Source organism: Atribacterota bacterium (assembly GCA_028703475.1).
In the GTDB taxonomy this organism is placed as follows: domain Bacteria; phylum Atribacterota; class Phoenicimicrobiia; order Phoenicimicrobiales; family Stramentimicrobiaceae; genus JAQVMU01.
Map to the genome: position 1 here is coordinate 16,122 of JAQVMU010000011.1, position 14,974 is coordinate 31,095.

Below are 14,974 nucleotides of genomic sequence, written 5' to 3' on the forward strand. Positions count from 1 at the left end.
CCTTTTAAAAGAAATTAGCAATTACGATATTTACACATTAAAACTCCTAATGCAATTGATCTTACTTTAGATATAGCTGTATCAGAACGGGAAACAAGAACTACCGGTGAGTTTGTTCCCAGTAATACACCTGCTGGTTCAGCCTCAGCTAAATAAACAAGTCCTTTGGCAAAGATATTTCCAGATTCAATCTCTGGAACCAATACTGCATCAATTTCTCCACTTACTTGTGAATGAATGCCTTTGTGCAGTGCAGCTTTCTTTGAAATTGCATTGTCAAATGCTAAAGGTCCGTCTACTATTCCACCAGTAATTTGTCCCCTTTGTGCCATCTTTGATAGACATGCAGCATCTATGGTTGCCTGCATATTAGGATTGACTTCTTCCAGTGCTGCCAGGACTGCAATTTTTGGCTCATTTATCTCAAGTGATTTACAAAATTCAATTACATTTTGAATAATTTGAGTTTTTTGCTCTAAAGTTGGTGCTATATTCATTGCTCCGTCAGTCATGGTAAGGAGTTTGTGGTAATTTTTCAATTTCAAAACATATGCATGGCTCAATAATCGTTGTGTTCTTAAACCTATTTCCTTATCTAGGACTGCTTTCAATAGACGAGCAGTTCCCAGCATTCCCTTCATCAATAAATCTGCTTTTTTTTCTCTAACCATTTTAACTGCTATTCTCGCAGCTTCAGACTTATCTTTTTCGTTGACAAATTCATAATTATTAATGTCAATATTTAACTTTTCGCATACCGCTATAGTTTCTTCTTTATTCCCAACCAATATACCATTTATCAAACCACTCTGCCTTGCCTGCTCAATTGCAGTCATGACATCTTCAGCTTGAGATACAGCTACAGAAAGTTTTTTTGGCCCATACTGGTAAGCCCTTTCAATTACTTCATCAAAAGTCTTTAACATTTTATGCCACCTCGCTAAATACTTGGAAAGCTATTGTCTTTTTTAAATATCACGCCTGATATTCTTTTGCCCTCTCTTCTCCTTTAAGTACACGGATAACACCTAAAACAAGTGCTTTCATTTCCTCACTTCCAGGATATACAACTACCGGTGCAATAAAACCAACTCTTTCTTTGATCCAATTAACAAATGTTTTACCCATTGCACCTTTATCACCTGCGCCATTTCCGGTTATTGCTATATAATCAACTTTTCCCTTTAGAACCGTTGCCATTTCTCCAATACATTTAGCAATTTGATAAGCCATTGCCCGATAAATTAACTCAGCCTCTTTGTTGCCATCGAAAATCATTTGCTCTACTTCTAAGGTGTTGTTTGTTCCAAGATAAGCAACTATTCCTCCTTTTCCCATAATTTTTTTTTGCATTTCCTGTAATGTGTATTTTCCTGAGTAACACATATCAATCACTGCCTTTATTGGTAAAGTACCTGTACGTTCTGGAGAAAAAGGACCTTCACTACTCGCATTATTTACATCTATCATCATGCCTTTTCTATGAGCACTAACGGTAATTCCGCCCCCTAAATGAACCACAATAAGATTTAGAAGGTCATAAGGTTTATTGATTTCTTTTGACAATCTCTTAGCAGCAGCCTTAACGCTAAGTGCATGAGAAAGGCTTTCTCTTTCAATCTCTGGCATTCCTGAAATTCTTGCAATAGCCTCCATCTCATCTACAGCTACTGGATCAACTATAAAGGATGGTGCATTAATTGTCCTCGCTATATCATAGGCAATTTTTGCACCAAGATTCGATGCATGTTCTATACGTGGTCTTTCCCTCATTTCTTCCAACATTAATTCATTTATCACATAAGTTCCACTTGGTATGGGGCTGAGTATTCCTCCCCTACCTACAATAGCATCAAAGTCATTCATTTGTATATTATTATCCTTTAATATTTGGAGGATAACATTCTCTCTAAATTGGTTTTGTTCAATTACTTTTTTATATTTTTTCAACTCATTTACATCATGTCTCACTGTTTTAAAAAATATTGCTCTTTCATTTTCATAAACTGCAATAGCTGTAGATGTTGAGCCTGGATTAATAGCCAGCACTTTATATTGTTTTTCTTTCATATTTATATTATTCTCCTTACTTTGACTATTTTTACCCATATCTATCTAATATTATTAATAAAAGCAATTTTTATGCCAAATATTGATTTTTTTGAAATAAAAAAAAGACCTTTTCATGAAAGGTCTTTTTAATCAACTTTTTACGCAGTATCATAATTAATAAACTTTTGAAAAAGCATTAACAATTTTTATATTTACCATTATTCATGCATATTTTTGCATTTATTTGCAAATAATAGCATTATATGCAGTAACAATTTAATCTTTTTTCTTACCATTTTTAGCTTTTAATACTTTTATTATTGAATATTTTATTATTGTGTTTTATTCCTTTTATATATCTTAATCAGAATAAAAATCATATAATTTTTTTATTTCGTACTTTTGCATTTTATAATACAAAGTCCTTATACTAATACCTAATTGTTCTGCACTTTTTTTACAATCCCCATTAAAAGCTTTTAAAGTATTTAAAATGGCATCTTTTTCGGTTTGTTTTTTTATGTTTTTTAGACATTTTATATTTTCTTCTTTTGTATTAATTATATTTTCTTTCTGATATTCCTTTTCATCTTTAAATACTTTCTGCTTTGTCAAACTAACAAATTCAGGAATATGGCTTGCATTCATAAAATCATCAGTTAACTTCATATTAATAACTGCTCTTTCAATTACATTCTCTAATTCTCTAATATTACCGGGCCAGGAGTAATTTAAAAGGATTTCAATTACTTCTGGTGATGCTCCTTTAATATTGCGGCCAAATTCTTGATTGCATTTTCTGATAATATTTGAAACCAGTGGTTTTATATCTTCTTTCCTATCTCTTAATGGTGGTATAAATATGGGTATAACATAAAGTCTGTAATATAAGTCCTCCCTGAATCGACCATCTTTTACGGCATTTTCCAGATTAATATTTGTAGCAGAAATAACCCTGACGTCAATATCAATAGATTCATTTCCACCTACCCTGACTATTTCCTTTTCCTGCAGTACTCTTAATAGTTTAGCCTGTAAATTCATACTCATCATACCGATTTCGTCTAAAAATATAGTCCCCCTGTCAGCCTCCTCAAAAAGCCCTTTTCTTCCTTTTTTACTGGCACCTGTAAAAGCACCTCCTTCATAACCAAAAAGTTCACTCTCCAATAGTGTTTCAGTCAATGCAGAGCAATTAACACGTATAAACTGCCTATTTTTCCTATCACTATGATTATGTATTGCATGAGCAAATAATTCTTTCCCTGTTCCACTTTCGCCATGCAATAGAACAGTTGCAGGTGTTGAGGCTGCTTTAATAGCCTGCTCTTTGGCGATAATCATCGGTCTACTTTTCCCAACGATATCCTCAAAAGTATATTTTGCTTCTAAATGGCGCATCCTTTTCTTAACCTGATTTAACTCATCAGTGAGATTTCTTATTTCAGATAAATCGTGAATAACAGCAACACTTCCCCTTAGCTCACCATCTACCGTTACAGGGGCAACATTTACCAACACATCCTTCTTTTTAGGACCAACTTTCATTCTAACACCATGAACAGGCTTTTTAGTTTTTAATACCTTCATATGCATGCTTTCTCCTTCAGCAATATCAATTGTTGAGGATTTTCCCAGGACATCTTGCTCTGTTAATCCAATCAACCTTGTATAGGCATCATTAACTAATGTATGGACACCTTTTTCATTCACAACCGATATGGCGTCATCTGTAGAATTGATAATAGCCTTAAGGGTGCTTAGTATTTCTTTTTGTTTTTTAATTACATAAAGAAGTTCTTTATTCATACTTTTATTCTGTTTTATCATTTTTTAAATAATCCTTACTATAAAGCATTTCCCTGGCATGCTCCAAGCTTATTGCGCCATACTGTTCACCATCTATCATCCTTGCTATCTCATCAAGCTGCTCATCTCCACTTAAACATTTTAATTCTATACCAGTTTTATTTTTCTTTACATATTTGCTTATAAATATATGTCTGTTTGCCCTACAGGCAATTTGAGGTAAATGGGTAACTGCAATAACCTGGTGATTATGGGATATTTTTAGCAGTTTTACTGCAATTACTTCTCCTAAGCGAGCTCCTACTCCACTGTCAATTTCATCAAATATCATAGTAGGAATTTCATCAGCTTCACTTAAAATTGACTTAAGTCCGAGCATTATTCTTGAAACCTCTCCTCCAGATATAATATCAGCTAAGGGTTTTGGCCTTTCACCAATATTAGAAGTAATAAAAAATTCTACTTTATCAATTCCCATTGGGGTAATTTTAAATATCTTGTCATTAATTCTTATTCCTTTTGTGTCTTCTTTTTGTGTTATTTGAATTTGAAAATCACAATTCTTCATGCTCAATTCATTTAGTTCTCTTACTATGTCTTTTTTTAATTTATCTGCAATAATCTTTCTTTGGCAGCTTAAATGCAGGGATAGTTCAACTAATTTTTTTTCATTATTTTCTACTTCTTTCTTTAATACTTCTATATTTTCCTGGTCATCTTTAATATAATCTAATTGCTTTTTCAACGAATCCCGATAAGAAAATATTTCATCTAAATTTGAACCATATTTCTTTTTTAAGTGGTTAATTAAATCAAGTCGGCTCTCTATTTCCTGTAATTGCTGAGCATCAAAGTCAATCCTATCTTTATATTCAACAATCTGATCTGCTATATCTTCAACTTTGAATTGTATCTCGGTCAATTGATTTTTCATCTGTTCAATATTTTTATCTAATTTGGCAATATTATTGAAATTACTAATCAATCGAACAACAACATCCCTTATAGAGGATTCTCCTTCTTCTCCTCCTTCATACAAAGCGAGGGAAGCCATTTCCATAATTTCTTTTACCTTGACAGTATGACGAATAATATTTATCTTATTTTCTAATTCTTCATCTTCCTTTGTTAGCAATTTTGCTTCTTCAATTTCTCTTAACTGGAATAATAAAAAGTCTTTTTTTGATAAGTTTTCAGCTCTACTTTTCAAAAGCTTATTTAACAAATATGTTTTTGACTGCCACTGGGTATAGTATTTATATAATTCATTCCTTTTTTGTAAAAAAGCTGAGCCTCCCAAGTTGTCTACAAATTCTATATGCCTGTCTGAATCCAATAAAGTCTGATGACTGTGCTGCCCATGTAAATCAATTAAATAATTTCCAATCTTTTGTAATAAAGATAATGGCAAAAGTTGATTATTTATCCAGCATTTATTTTTTTTCTTTTTATGAACCTGTCTTTTTATAATTAATTGATTATCTATTTCGATATTAGATAATTTCTCTAATATTTTTTTGTGTGTTCTTGAAATAGTATCTAAATTGAATAAAGCTTCTACTTCAAGGAAATCTGCATCTGTTTTTATAAGGTTATTATTTGCCATACTACCTAAAATAACATTTATTGCCTCTATAATGATTGACTTACCTGCTCCCGTTTCACCTGTGATTACATTTAATCCTTCATGAAAGTCAATATTTAACTCATCTATTAAGGCAAAATTTTTAACCTTAAGATAAAACAACATAATTAATTACCACCAATAATATTTCCATAATATATATTTTTACTCATTTTTGCTTTAAGAAGTAACCCTGCCGCTCCATTTTAATTTTTTCCTTAAAACTCCATAAAAATTTTTTTCCGGAAATGTAACCAATTTAGTTTTATACTCAGATTCATGAATCTTTATAATATCATTTTCTTCTAAATCAATGCCTTGCTGTCCATCAACTGTCAACATTACATCCTTGCCTTTTGATAATACAATAATCTTTAAAATATCCTTATGGTTAATAACCAAAGATCTTGCTGAAAGAGTATGGGGGCAAATAGGGGTAATAACAATTGTTTTAATACTTGGGTAAACAATAGGCCCACCTGCAGATAAAGAATACGCTGTGGAACCAGTTGATGTTGATATAATCAATCCATCTGCTGAATAGTGGATTACATATTCTTCATTAATGAATGTTTCTACATGTATCAATCTTGCAAACAATTTTTTTGCTACTACAATATCATTAAGGCAATAGAATGGCTTTATCCTTTGATCATTTCTCAGTATATAGCCTGACAGCATCATTCTATCTTCAGTTTGGAAAGACCCTTCCAGGATAAGCTCTAAATATTCGTTTAATTCATGTACTCCTATTTGGGTTAAAAAACCTAATCCACCTAAATTAATTCCACAAATAGGTATGCCTTTTGTTGATACCATGCGGGCAACACTTAATAGTGTTCCATCTCCTCCCAAAGAAAAAACCATATCAATATTCTTGTATGGTGATTTAAGGGTATTCAAATATTTTAAATCACTCAATTTTTCACTGATTTGTTTTGAAACAAATATTTCAACATTTTTTTCTTGTAGGTATTTTATTAATTTTTGGGTTATTCCTAAACCATTATCTTTTTTCGTATTAACTATTAATCCAATTTTTTTTATTCCCATGCTCTCTCCTTAGTTTAAAAAATACAATCCCAGCATTACTGATAATGCACCTAAAATGAAGTATATTGCATTCTCTATCCATTTGGAATGGAAATACGGTAATAAAAATTTGACTTCTGAAAATAAATTTCTTTCCATATCAAAAAGTATTATTCCATATGTCTGGTATGCCAGAAAGTATTCAAGTAACTGCCTTCTTGTCTCTCTATTGGTAACTTTACTGTTCTTACGACCACTCTTAACCTCGACAACATATTTATGGCCACCCTTCTTAACCAAAAAATCAGTTCTAATCAGGTACCGATGGCTGGTTTTACCGGTTTTTATAATTAATGGTCTGCTCTGTTGTTTTTCAATAATCTTAAATCCATTTTTTTTTAACCATTTTTCAGCTTTTTTTTCAGCTTTTTTACTACTAATTGATCTTTGTATGGCTTTCTGATGATTAAAATAATTCCTTATTTTTATATACAAAACAAGAAATAAAAGCCCACCAGATAACGTAATAATGGCTATTAAAAATATGTTATGTTTGTTGCCTAATAAAAACAATGAACTTACTCCAATTGGAGTTAATATTGCAGAAATATGTATCAATTATTTTTTTCGAAATATTTATGAGCTTCATTAACTTTACTATCTATTAGTTTTTTATCATTATAAAATACATTATTCTGATTTTTAGTTAAATACAAAAGAAACTCAATATTACCGGGAGAATTTTTTATTGGCGAAAAAGTTAAATCAATAAAGTTGAAATAGTCCTTCATTTCACTAATTAAGTTATCTATTATCTTCTTATGAATGGCAGGATTATTAACAATTCCACCCTTTTTAACATTTTCTCTTCCAGCTTCAAACTGTGGTTTTATAAGTGCAATAACCTTGCCTTCTTCATTTAATAATTTTTCTATTACCGGTAATACTTTTAAGAGGGATATAAAGGAAACATCAACAGTTGCCAGATCAAATTTAACATCAAAATCGTTTTCAGAAAGATATCTAATATTTGTTTTTTCCATATTTACAACACGGTCATCATTACGCAAATTCCAGTCAAGCTGTCCATATCCTACATCAATACAAAAAACCTTTTTAGCCCCATGTTTAAGCAGGCAATCAGTGAAGCCACCCGTTGATGCTCCCACATCAATAACAACCATGTCTTTTACAGAAATACCAAATTCATTTAAGGCTTTTTCCAACTTTAGGCCTCCCCTGCTAACATATTGGTTCTCATCCCTTTCAATTACCAGCTTACTTTCAATATTGCATCTGGCTCCAGCCTTGTTTACCTTTTGATTATCAACGAGTACCAGGTTTGCCATTATATATCTTTTTGCCTTTTCTCTTGTTTCCACTAATTTTCTATCTACTAAAAGTTTATCTAAACGTTCTTTTTTTGCCATTTATAATTATTATATATTATTCCTTTTATTATTTTCTCAGCCATTGATCATCTCTTTCCAGTGGAATAGTAGTATCAACATGTCCCACCAGAGTTTCACCACTATTTCCATCAACTAACAATTGTACTCTATCGATATCCGGAAAAGATGTTAAGGTCATTACTATTGAATAGACAGTTAATAGTTCGCCGGTACTTCCTCCAGGATGATCTTTGATTATTTCAGAAGAAAGATCAATGTATGCTACCCTATCGCTGATATAAACACCGTTAACTTTAGTGGTCTTAGGTATTGTTGGATAAAGATTACTAATTTTAGGTCCTTTTATGAGCTCCTCTATAGCCAATATTTCGGGATAATCAGTAAGATTTATTTTTCTTTTTTCTGGAACGAGATACTGGGCATTTTCATCTGAAAAATATAGTGTTATCTCAGATTCTTCAATTTCCATTATCTGTTCCGGTTCCTCTTTTACTTCTTCAATAGTCATTTCAGTAAATTGTTTTTCCTGCCATATTGGTATAACAAATCTCTGTATCAAAAAAAACAAGACAAATAATAATACTATTAATAATATTAAATTAAAAAGGGATTTAAAAATATTATTTTTTTTCTTCTTTCTTCTAGCCATATCTCCCTCTATTTATATATTCTCAGGCATATTCTTCACATATTCTTTTATTGACTGACTAAGTGCCTGTGCAATTTTTTCCCGAAATTCTGATGTATTCAATAACTTTTCCTCATTTGGGTTGCTTATAAACCCAACTTCTACCAGCACTGCTGCCATGTTTACTCCTTTGAGTACAATAAAAGGAGCTTGCTTTACTCCCCTGCTTTCTAATCCTGTATTTTGAACCAATTTCCTTTGGACAATATCAGCCAGATCAAGACTAAACCCTATACTGGCACTTTCTTCCAAATCAGCTATAATCTGATTCAATATATTGTCTTCATAATCATGGTATTGACTTGCTTTATTTTCCCGATCAGCAACATCCTTTGCAGATGCTCCTATATAACGGGAATTTAAAACATATGATTCTACTCCTCTTGCAGTTGGAGAACCTTTTTGTAAAGCTGAATTTATGTGAATACTTACAAATACATCAGCTTTTTTTTGAAGAGCTACTAATGGTCTGCTTTCCAAAGGTACATCAATATCTTTCTCTCTTGTCATATATACGGTAAATCCTTCATTTTGCAACATTTTTGTAACCTTTAAGCCAATATCCAATACAACATCCTTTTCTTTCAAGCCGCTTGGTCCGATTGCACCAGGTTGTGACCCACCATGTCCCGGATCAATTACAACAACAAATTTTCCATTATCTTTATTACCTTCTCCTATCACAATAGTTTCTTCATTTTTCGGAGAAATAATTATCGGAGTTTGATGATTAACTATTTGCTCCTGGGAAGATTCCTGTGAATAATATATATCCAAAACAATTCTTTGTGGAGAGGATAATTCAAAAACATCATAATTCTGTTTACTCTTCAGGTCTGCTACTATTCTAGCAGTATTATTGTCAAACTGGCCAGTTCTAACACGATTTATCAGTAAATCATTAATATTCAACTCTTTTTCTTCTGCCTTAAGATGTCTAATTGATGCTTTAACATCTACAACAATCCTTTCAGGATTGGTAAGGCTTAAAGTATTATAATTGGTTTGTTCTGTTACATCAATAACAATTCTTGTTTTGTCAGGATAACTATAGCTTCTAATACTAGTGATAGAAGGGTCGTCTCTTGCAATACTAAGATCGACTGTTTCTTTATCCAAAGCGGCTTGTGTGTCAATTAGCAATGACACTACTTTCAAAGGTATCATTACACGGTCATTAATAATGTTAGGCGGGTACTCTAAAATAACTTTTTTGCCATTTACTTCAGCCTCCGAAGTATTCATTACCACACTAACAGTTCTATCACTCATATTAATATTTAGTAATTTTAAAGCAGGAAACCAGGTAATTCTTCCTCCCAGTGCTTCCACAATTTCTCTCGCCGGAAAGAATATTTTTCCATTGCTAAGTATTGGCTCAACTTTTGTTTCTGCTATAATACCATCCAAAATATGAGACATGTCTTCCTGCTGAGCCATAATAGAAAAATTCAATATTAAAATAATACCGATTATGATAAAAATTATTGTAGTGTTCTTTATTTTTCTGTCTAACAATTTACTTTTTCCTCCTGAACCAAATATCGGTACATAACAACCTTTAGAGTAGCTGCAAGCGGAATTGCATATAGTACTCCTAAGAACCCAAGAAGACCACCGAAAGTCATTACTGCAAATATAATAGTCAATGGATGCAAACCCATCTCTTTGCCTAATATTTTTGGGTTTAACCATAAGGCTTCAATTTGATTAACAGCTACAAAAAGAATTGTTACTAATATAAATACAGACCATGGTTTTCCAATTACAAAAAATAGTGATAATACCCAACCAATAATTGGACCAAGATATGGTATAAAATTTAAAATGCCAGACACTAATCCAATTATAAGATAAAATTTAATCTGTAAAAAATATAAGCCTAAAGTAATCAGGGCACCAACTATAAAGCAAACAATTAATCTTCCGCGTATAAAGTTACTCAAAATCCTGTCGATTTCAATTACTATTTCGCGAAAACTTTTTTTATTTTTTTCTGATACAAATATTAGAAGATTATCTTTAAATAACTCCAAATCAATTAGCAAATAATATAATATTATTGGTATTACTATAACGCCAAACCCAAACTTTGTAACAAATGATGATAATTCAAATATTGCATTCCGGGAAAATGTCAACATCCCTATTTGTATTTCTTCAAAAATATCTTGAAGAAATACTTCTAAATTGGTTGAGTCTTCAATAAACTCAAAAATAAATTCAAAAGACAATAACAAATCTTGAAACCCTGATATTAATCCTGGTATCTCTCGATATAATTGGTTTAATTCATTAATTGTGTTAGGAATAAGGAAAAATATTACCAAAACTGTAAATGTAATGATAATAGCAAAAATAATTAAAATTGATAATGTTTTAGATATTCTTTTTGTTAGTAAAAAACGATAAAGAGGTCCAAAAAAATATGCTAAGAATAGGGATAAGCTAAAATATGTTAGTATTAATCCTAACCGATGAGCAATATAACAAAATAATATTATTCCAATGAGTAGTTGTATAATAAATTTGCTTTCTCTATCCTTTACTAAGATCATTTTACCCTTTCTACTGCAAAACTATTATATATTACAATAACTATGGGGAGCATATCACTTAATATATTTTATATCAGATAAATAATGAATAATCAATTCTTTAATTCTATATAATTAAAGAATTTTGAAAATACTTTAAATAAAAATAAAACCCGATTTTTATTCGGGTTTATATTATGGTGGAGGCGGCGAGAATCGAACTCGCGTCCAGAGAACCATTGATAAAAAATACTACGAGCGTAGTCTATATTTTGTTATTCACATCACCTAACTCCTATAGACAGGATTTAGTTGATGCTTGCTCCTATGTTTCTCTGTATCATTCGGAGCAGATAATACAGATAGCCTATTTTATGTTACACCCACAAAGAACTTACAGGCAAAAGCACTTTGCAGACGAGCAGCTATTAAGCTGCTAAAGCCAATTCGTTATCGTTGGCAATTAATGTTTTTCCCAGTTTTTTACGAGGACAAGGAACCTCGACTCGCATTTTTTACCTCTGTTTTCCCTGTCGATACCTATCGCCCCCATTTATTATACTTCAATTCCCTTTCGGCTTCTCTTTGTATTGCTTTCTGGGTGAGATCTCGTTTTTTGTCAAAGAGCCTTTTCCCTTTTGCAAGTCCAATTTCTAATTTTGCATATCCATTTTTAAAATAAAGCTTTAACGGAATCAAAGTGAATCCTTTTTGTTCTATCTGTCCTTTTAATTTTGTTAATTGTTTATTTTGTAGTAAAAGTTTTCTATCCCGCTTCGGTTCCAAATTATATCGGTTCCCAAATTTATATGGGCTTATATGCATATTTATAATATAAAGCTCCATGCCTTTAAAATGAGCATAACTCTCTTTTATACTGACCTGGCGATTTCTAATCGACTTTACTTCAGTTCCTCTTAATACTATACCAGCTTCATAAGTATCTAAAATATGATAATCATGCCTGGCTTTACGATTAACTGAAATAACTTGATATTTTTCTGTATCTTTTTCAAGCATTTATTTTGTCCTATAACTATTATATTATAACATATCATTGCTATATTGACAATTTATACTAATTAATCATAATATAAAATATTAAAACATACTTGTATATTATAAATCAATTTGCTGCTCTGCGCAATCGGTCCATAATAGCACTTCCTATTCCCTTTTCCTGGAAATTTTCAGTTATAATAATATCACAATTTTGTTTATCTAATAATCTCATTTGACTGTATAAATTTTGGGCACATATTTCTAAATCATTAGCATTACCAATAACTCCTACTGTATAACCCACATATTTATCAGAATTTTCACCAGTTGCTATAATTCCTACTTTATTTCCCATTTTCTTATATTTTTTAGCAATTGATAATATATTGCTAACCATCGTATTATTTCTTCCTTCTGATAATATCAAAAAAGCCTTCGGAGAATAATGTTTTTTCATCATTCCTGGAGATTTTATCGTATTGTCTTTTTTATTTCCAATAGTAATTTCTGATGTAACTCTTTTAATATTTTCAATAGTAATACCACCCAGTCTCAATACTTTCAACGGTAGCTCTGTAACATCTATTACCGTTGACTCAAGACCAACCGAAGTCCTCCCACTATCAATAATTATATCTACTTTGCCCTTTAAATCGTCTATAACATGATTAGCATCTGTTGGGCTAACATGAGCAAATAAATTAGCACTAGGGGCAACAATAGGTCTTTTAGACTCCTGAATTAGTGCCAGCGCAACTAAATGTGATGGTACTCTAATTGCTACTGTTTCCAGTCCTGCTGTAACCATACTGGAAATTTTACTACTTTTTTTTAAAACCATGGTCAAAGGACCTGGCCAAAAATTATGAGCCAAATCTATAGCTATCGCAGGGACTTCTTTTACTAAACCAAATATTTCATCCAGACAGCTAATATGGACAATCAAAGGATCGTATAAAGGCCTATTTTTTGCTAAAAATATTTTTCTTATCGCGTATTCGTTTAATGCATCAGCTCCCAGCCCATAAACTGTTTCAGTAGGGAATGCAACTATTTTACCATCTCTTATTGCTTGACCAGCTTCTCTTATCTTTTCCCTGTCAATATTATTTGTTTCAATCTTAATTATTTTTGTATTTATTTTTATCATTTTCTTAATCTTTTCCCATATTGCTAAAAAGAGCAGGATATCCTGCTCTTTTTAGCAATATTCTTTTATATATATAATATAAATGGTGGCGCAAGGGGGAATTGAACCCCCGTTTGCTGATTGAGAGCCAGCTGAATTAACCACTATTCGATTGCGCCAAATTTTTATCAACAAACATTATTTTACATAATATATCAAAAAAAGGCAATAACTTTGTTATTTAATAATATAATTTTATAAATATGGGCATTTTAATTTATTACACTTAAAAACTTTTTAAATCTTTTTAAATTATTCTCTTACTATTCATCTTCTTGTATATATAGTTATCATTTCACTACTTTCTTAAAAACCCTTATCCAATTTTCTCCTAATATTTTTCTTATATCCTGTTCGCTATATCCCCTTCTTGCTAATTCTTCAGTGATATTAGGTATTTTGTTTACTCCTTCTAAGCCCAATGGCAAGTCGACCGTTCCGTCAAAATCAGAACCCAGTCCCACATAGTCAACTCCTACATTTCTTGCAATATATTCAATATGATTAACTACATCTTTTACTGTTGCCACTTCGTTCTTATTTATTAGAAAATCAGGAACATAATTTACTCCTATTATTCCATTTTTTTTAGCAATAGCTTCAATCTGGTTGTCTTTTAGATTTCTAAGATTAGGGCACAAACTAAAGCAATTTGAATGAGAGGCCACTATAGGATCTTTACTTCTGTCAATTACATCCCAAAAACAATTTTCTGATAAATGGGACACATCTACTAACATGCCAAGATTATTCATTTCATCTATGACTTGTAATCCAAATTCTGTCAAAGCACTTTTTGTTCTCTGTTCGCCTATACCGTCACCAATTTGATTTCTTTGATTCCATGTAAGAGTCAAAAGCCTTACCCCTAATTTATATAGAATTCTTAATATTCCTAAATCGCCTTCTAATGCTTCCCCTCCCTCAATGGAGATTATTGCAGCTATCTTATCAGAGCTTAGGGCTTTCATTATTTGTTTATAATTAGTTGCTATGCTAATCTCTTTCTTATTATTTTCAATATACCGATAAATACAATCAATAAGTTGTAGTGTTCTCTTTAATGAGTCTTTTGGCTTGTATAATTCCTCGATAAAAACTGCAAAAATCTGAACATTTAATCCTCCTTCTTTCATCCTGGGGATATCCAAATGCCCTATATTTGTTCCTTCTGGTAATAATCTTTTTTTCCTTGCCAATTCCAGGACAGTATCACAATGCCCATCAAAGATTATGGCATTATCGTGTATGTTTTGTAATAATTTGATATGTTCACAATTTTTTATCAAAATATACTTATTTCCTGCTTTGTTTAATATTTTACAATCTATTGGTTAACAGTTTTTACAATCAAATATTTTTTATTATTATAATTAATTGCATCTTTTCAACTTTAGATTTATAAGAAAATATATTAACAATTTATAATAAAATAAATAAAGACAGAGTTTCTTTTAAGTAAATAACGAGAAAATCTGCCTTTATGATATGGCTGAGGGAGGTGGGCTCGAACCACCGTTCCCAGATCCAGAGTCTGGTGTCCTACCACTAGACGATCCCTCAATAATTATTTGTCAACATTAATATTTTACAACATATTTCTCATAGGTCAAATATTTATTCCAATTA

The 14,974-nt window shown here is 31.4% G+C and carries 13 protein-coding genes, 2 tRNA genes and 1 other RNA gene; all 16 read right to left on the reverse strand.

Annotated features, from left to right (window positions below):
- Positions 1-14 precede the first annotated feature (14 nt).
- The gene (locus PHQ99_02490) at positions 15-926 is read right to left on the reverse strand and encodes a bifunctional enoyl-CoA hydratase/phosphate acetyltransferase (protein MDD4288446.1); all 912 of its coding nucleotides are present in this window, start codon (positions 924-926) and stop codon (positions 15-17) included.
- A gap of 49 nt (positions 927-975) precedes the next feature.
- On the reverse strand, positions 976-2,070 hold the full coding sequence (gene buk, locus PHQ99_02495; GenBank protein ID MDD4288447.1) for a butyrate kinase: 1,095 nt from the start codon (positions 2,068-2,070) through the stop codon (positions 976-978).
- Between the two features lie 342 nt (positions 2,071-2,412).
- A complete protein-coding gene (locus PHQ99_02500; GenBank protein MDD4288448.1) occupies positions 2,413-3,882 on the reverse strand; it encodes a sigma 54-interacting transcriptional regulator in 1,470 nt (489 codons plus the stop codon).
- Entirely contained in the window at positions 3,866-5,611 is a 1,746-nt protein-coding gene (recN, locus tag PHQ99_02505; GenBank protein ID MDD4288449.1) for a DNA repair protein RecN, read from the reverse strand. Before recN ends, PHQ99_02500 begins: the two co-directional genes overlap by 17 nt.
- 54 nt (positions 5,612-5,665) lie before the next feature.
- Positions 5,666-6,538 carry an NAD(+)/NADH kinase gene (locus tag PHQ99_02510; protein ID MDD4288450.1) on the reverse strand — a complete coding sequence of 291 codons (873 nt, stop codon included), beginning with the start codon at positions 6,536-6,538 and terminating at the stop codon, positions 5,666-5,668.
- 9 nt (positions 6,539-6,547) lie between these two features.
- Positions 6,548-7,090 (reverse strand): HK97 gp10 family phage protein, encoded by a 543-nt coding sequence (locus tag PHQ99_02515; GenBank protein ID MDD4288451.1) that lies wholly within the window; start codon positions 7,088-7,090, stop codon positions 6,548-6,550.
- Positions 7,091-7,131: 41 nt separating this feature from the next.
- The gene (locus PHQ99_02520; GenBank protein MDD4288452.1) at positions 7,132-7,947 is read right to left on the reverse strand and encodes a TlyA family RNA methyltransferase; all 816 of its coding nucleotides are present in this window, start codon (positions 7,945-7,947) and stop codon (positions 7,132-7,134) included.
- Between the two features lie 28 nt (positions 7,948-7,975).
- Complete coding sequence (locus tag PHQ99_02525) at positions 7,976-8,578, reverse strand: GerMN domain-containing protein (GenBank protein MDD4288453.1); 603 nt, start codon at positions 8,576-8,578, stop codon at positions 7,976-7,978.
- Between the two features lie 12 nt (positions 8,579-8,590).
- A complete protein-coding gene (locus tag PHQ99_02530; protein ID MDD4288454.1) occupies positions 8,591-10,135 on the reverse strand; it encodes an N-acetylmuramoyl-L-alanine amidase in 1,545 nt (514 codons plus the stop codon).
- A complete protein-coding gene (locus PHQ99_02535; GenBank protein MDD4288455.1) occupies positions 10,129-11,175 on the reverse strand; it encodes an AI-2E family transporter in 1,047 nt (348 codons plus the stop codon). The genes PHQ99_02530 and PHQ99_02535 overlap by 7 nt, the downstream gene beginning before the upstream one ends.
- Positions 11,176-11,352: 177 nt before the next feature.
- Positions 11,353-11,705, reverse strand: a transfer-messenger RNA (tmRNA) gene (ssrA, locus tag PHQ99_02540).
- Positions 11,695-12,174, reverse strand: a complete 480-nt coding sequence (smpB, locus tag PHQ99_02545; protein MDD4288456.1) for an SsrA-binding protein SmpB — start codon at positions 12,172-12,174, stop codon at positions 11,695-11,697. Before smpB ends, ssrA begins: the two co-directional genes overlap by 11 nt.
- Positions 12,175-12,280: 106 nt before the next feature.
- Entirely contained in the window at positions 12,281-13,306 is a 1,026-nt protein-coding gene (locus tag PHQ99_02550) for an L-threonylcarbamoyladenylate synthase (protein MDD4288457.1), read from the reverse strand.
- Positions 13,307-13,389: 83 nt separating this feature from the next.
- Positions 13,390-13,464, reverse strand: a tRNA-Glu gene (locus PHQ99_02555).
- Between the two features lie 171 nt (positions 13,465-13,635).
- Positions 13,636-14,634, reverse strand: coding sequence for a dipeptidase (locus PHQ99_02560; protein MDD4288458.1), 999 nt, complete (start codon positions 14,632-14,634; stop codon positions 13,636-13,638).
- 200 nt (positions 14,635-14,834) lie between these two features.
- Positions 14,835-14,908, reverse strand: a tRNA-Gln gene (locus PHQ99_02565).
- Positions 14,909-14,974 lie beyond the last annotated feature (66 nt).

Bases quoted from the DNA above. Each gene is read 5' to 3' on its own strand.
- PHQ99_02510 (MDD4288450.1), bottom strand. From the start codon at position 6,538: ATGGGAATAAAAAAAATTGGATTAATAGTTAATACGAAAAAAGATAAT.
- recN (MDD4288449.1), bottom strand. From the start codon at position 5,611: ATGTTGTTTTATCTTAAGGTTAAAAATTTTGCCTTAATAGATGAGTTA.
- PHQ99_02500 (MDD4288448.1), bottom strand. From the start codon at position 3,882: ATGATAAAACAGAATAAAAGTATGAATAAAGAACTTCTTTATGTAATT.
- PHQ99_02535 (MDD4288455.1), bottom strand. From the start codon at position 11,175: ATGATCTTAGTAAAGGATAGAGAAAGCAAATTTATTATACAACTACTC.
- smpB (MDD4288456.1), bottom strand. From the start codon at position 12,174: ATGCTTGAAAAAGATACAGAAAAATATCAAGTTATTTCAGTTAATCGT.
- PHQ99_02550 (MDD4288457.1), bottom strand. From the start codon at position 13,306: ATGATAAAAATAAATACAAAAATAATTAAGATTGAAACAAATAATATT.
- buk (MDD4288447.1), bottom strand. From the start codon at position 2,070: ATGAAAGAAAAACAATATAAAGTGCTGGCTATTAATCCAGGCTCAACA.
- PHQ99_02490 (MDD4288446.1), bottom strand. From the start codon at position 926: ATGTTAAAGACTTTTGATGAAGTAATTGAAAGGGCTTACCAGTATGGG.
- PHQ99_02525 (MDD4288453.1), bottom strand. From the start codon at position 8,578: ATGGCTAGAAGAAAGAAGAAAAAAAATAATATTTTTAAATCCCTTTTT.
- PHQ99_02520 (MDD4288452.1), bottom strand. From the start codon at position 7,947: ATGGCAAAAAAAGAACGTTTAGATAAACTTTTAGTAGATAGAAAATTA.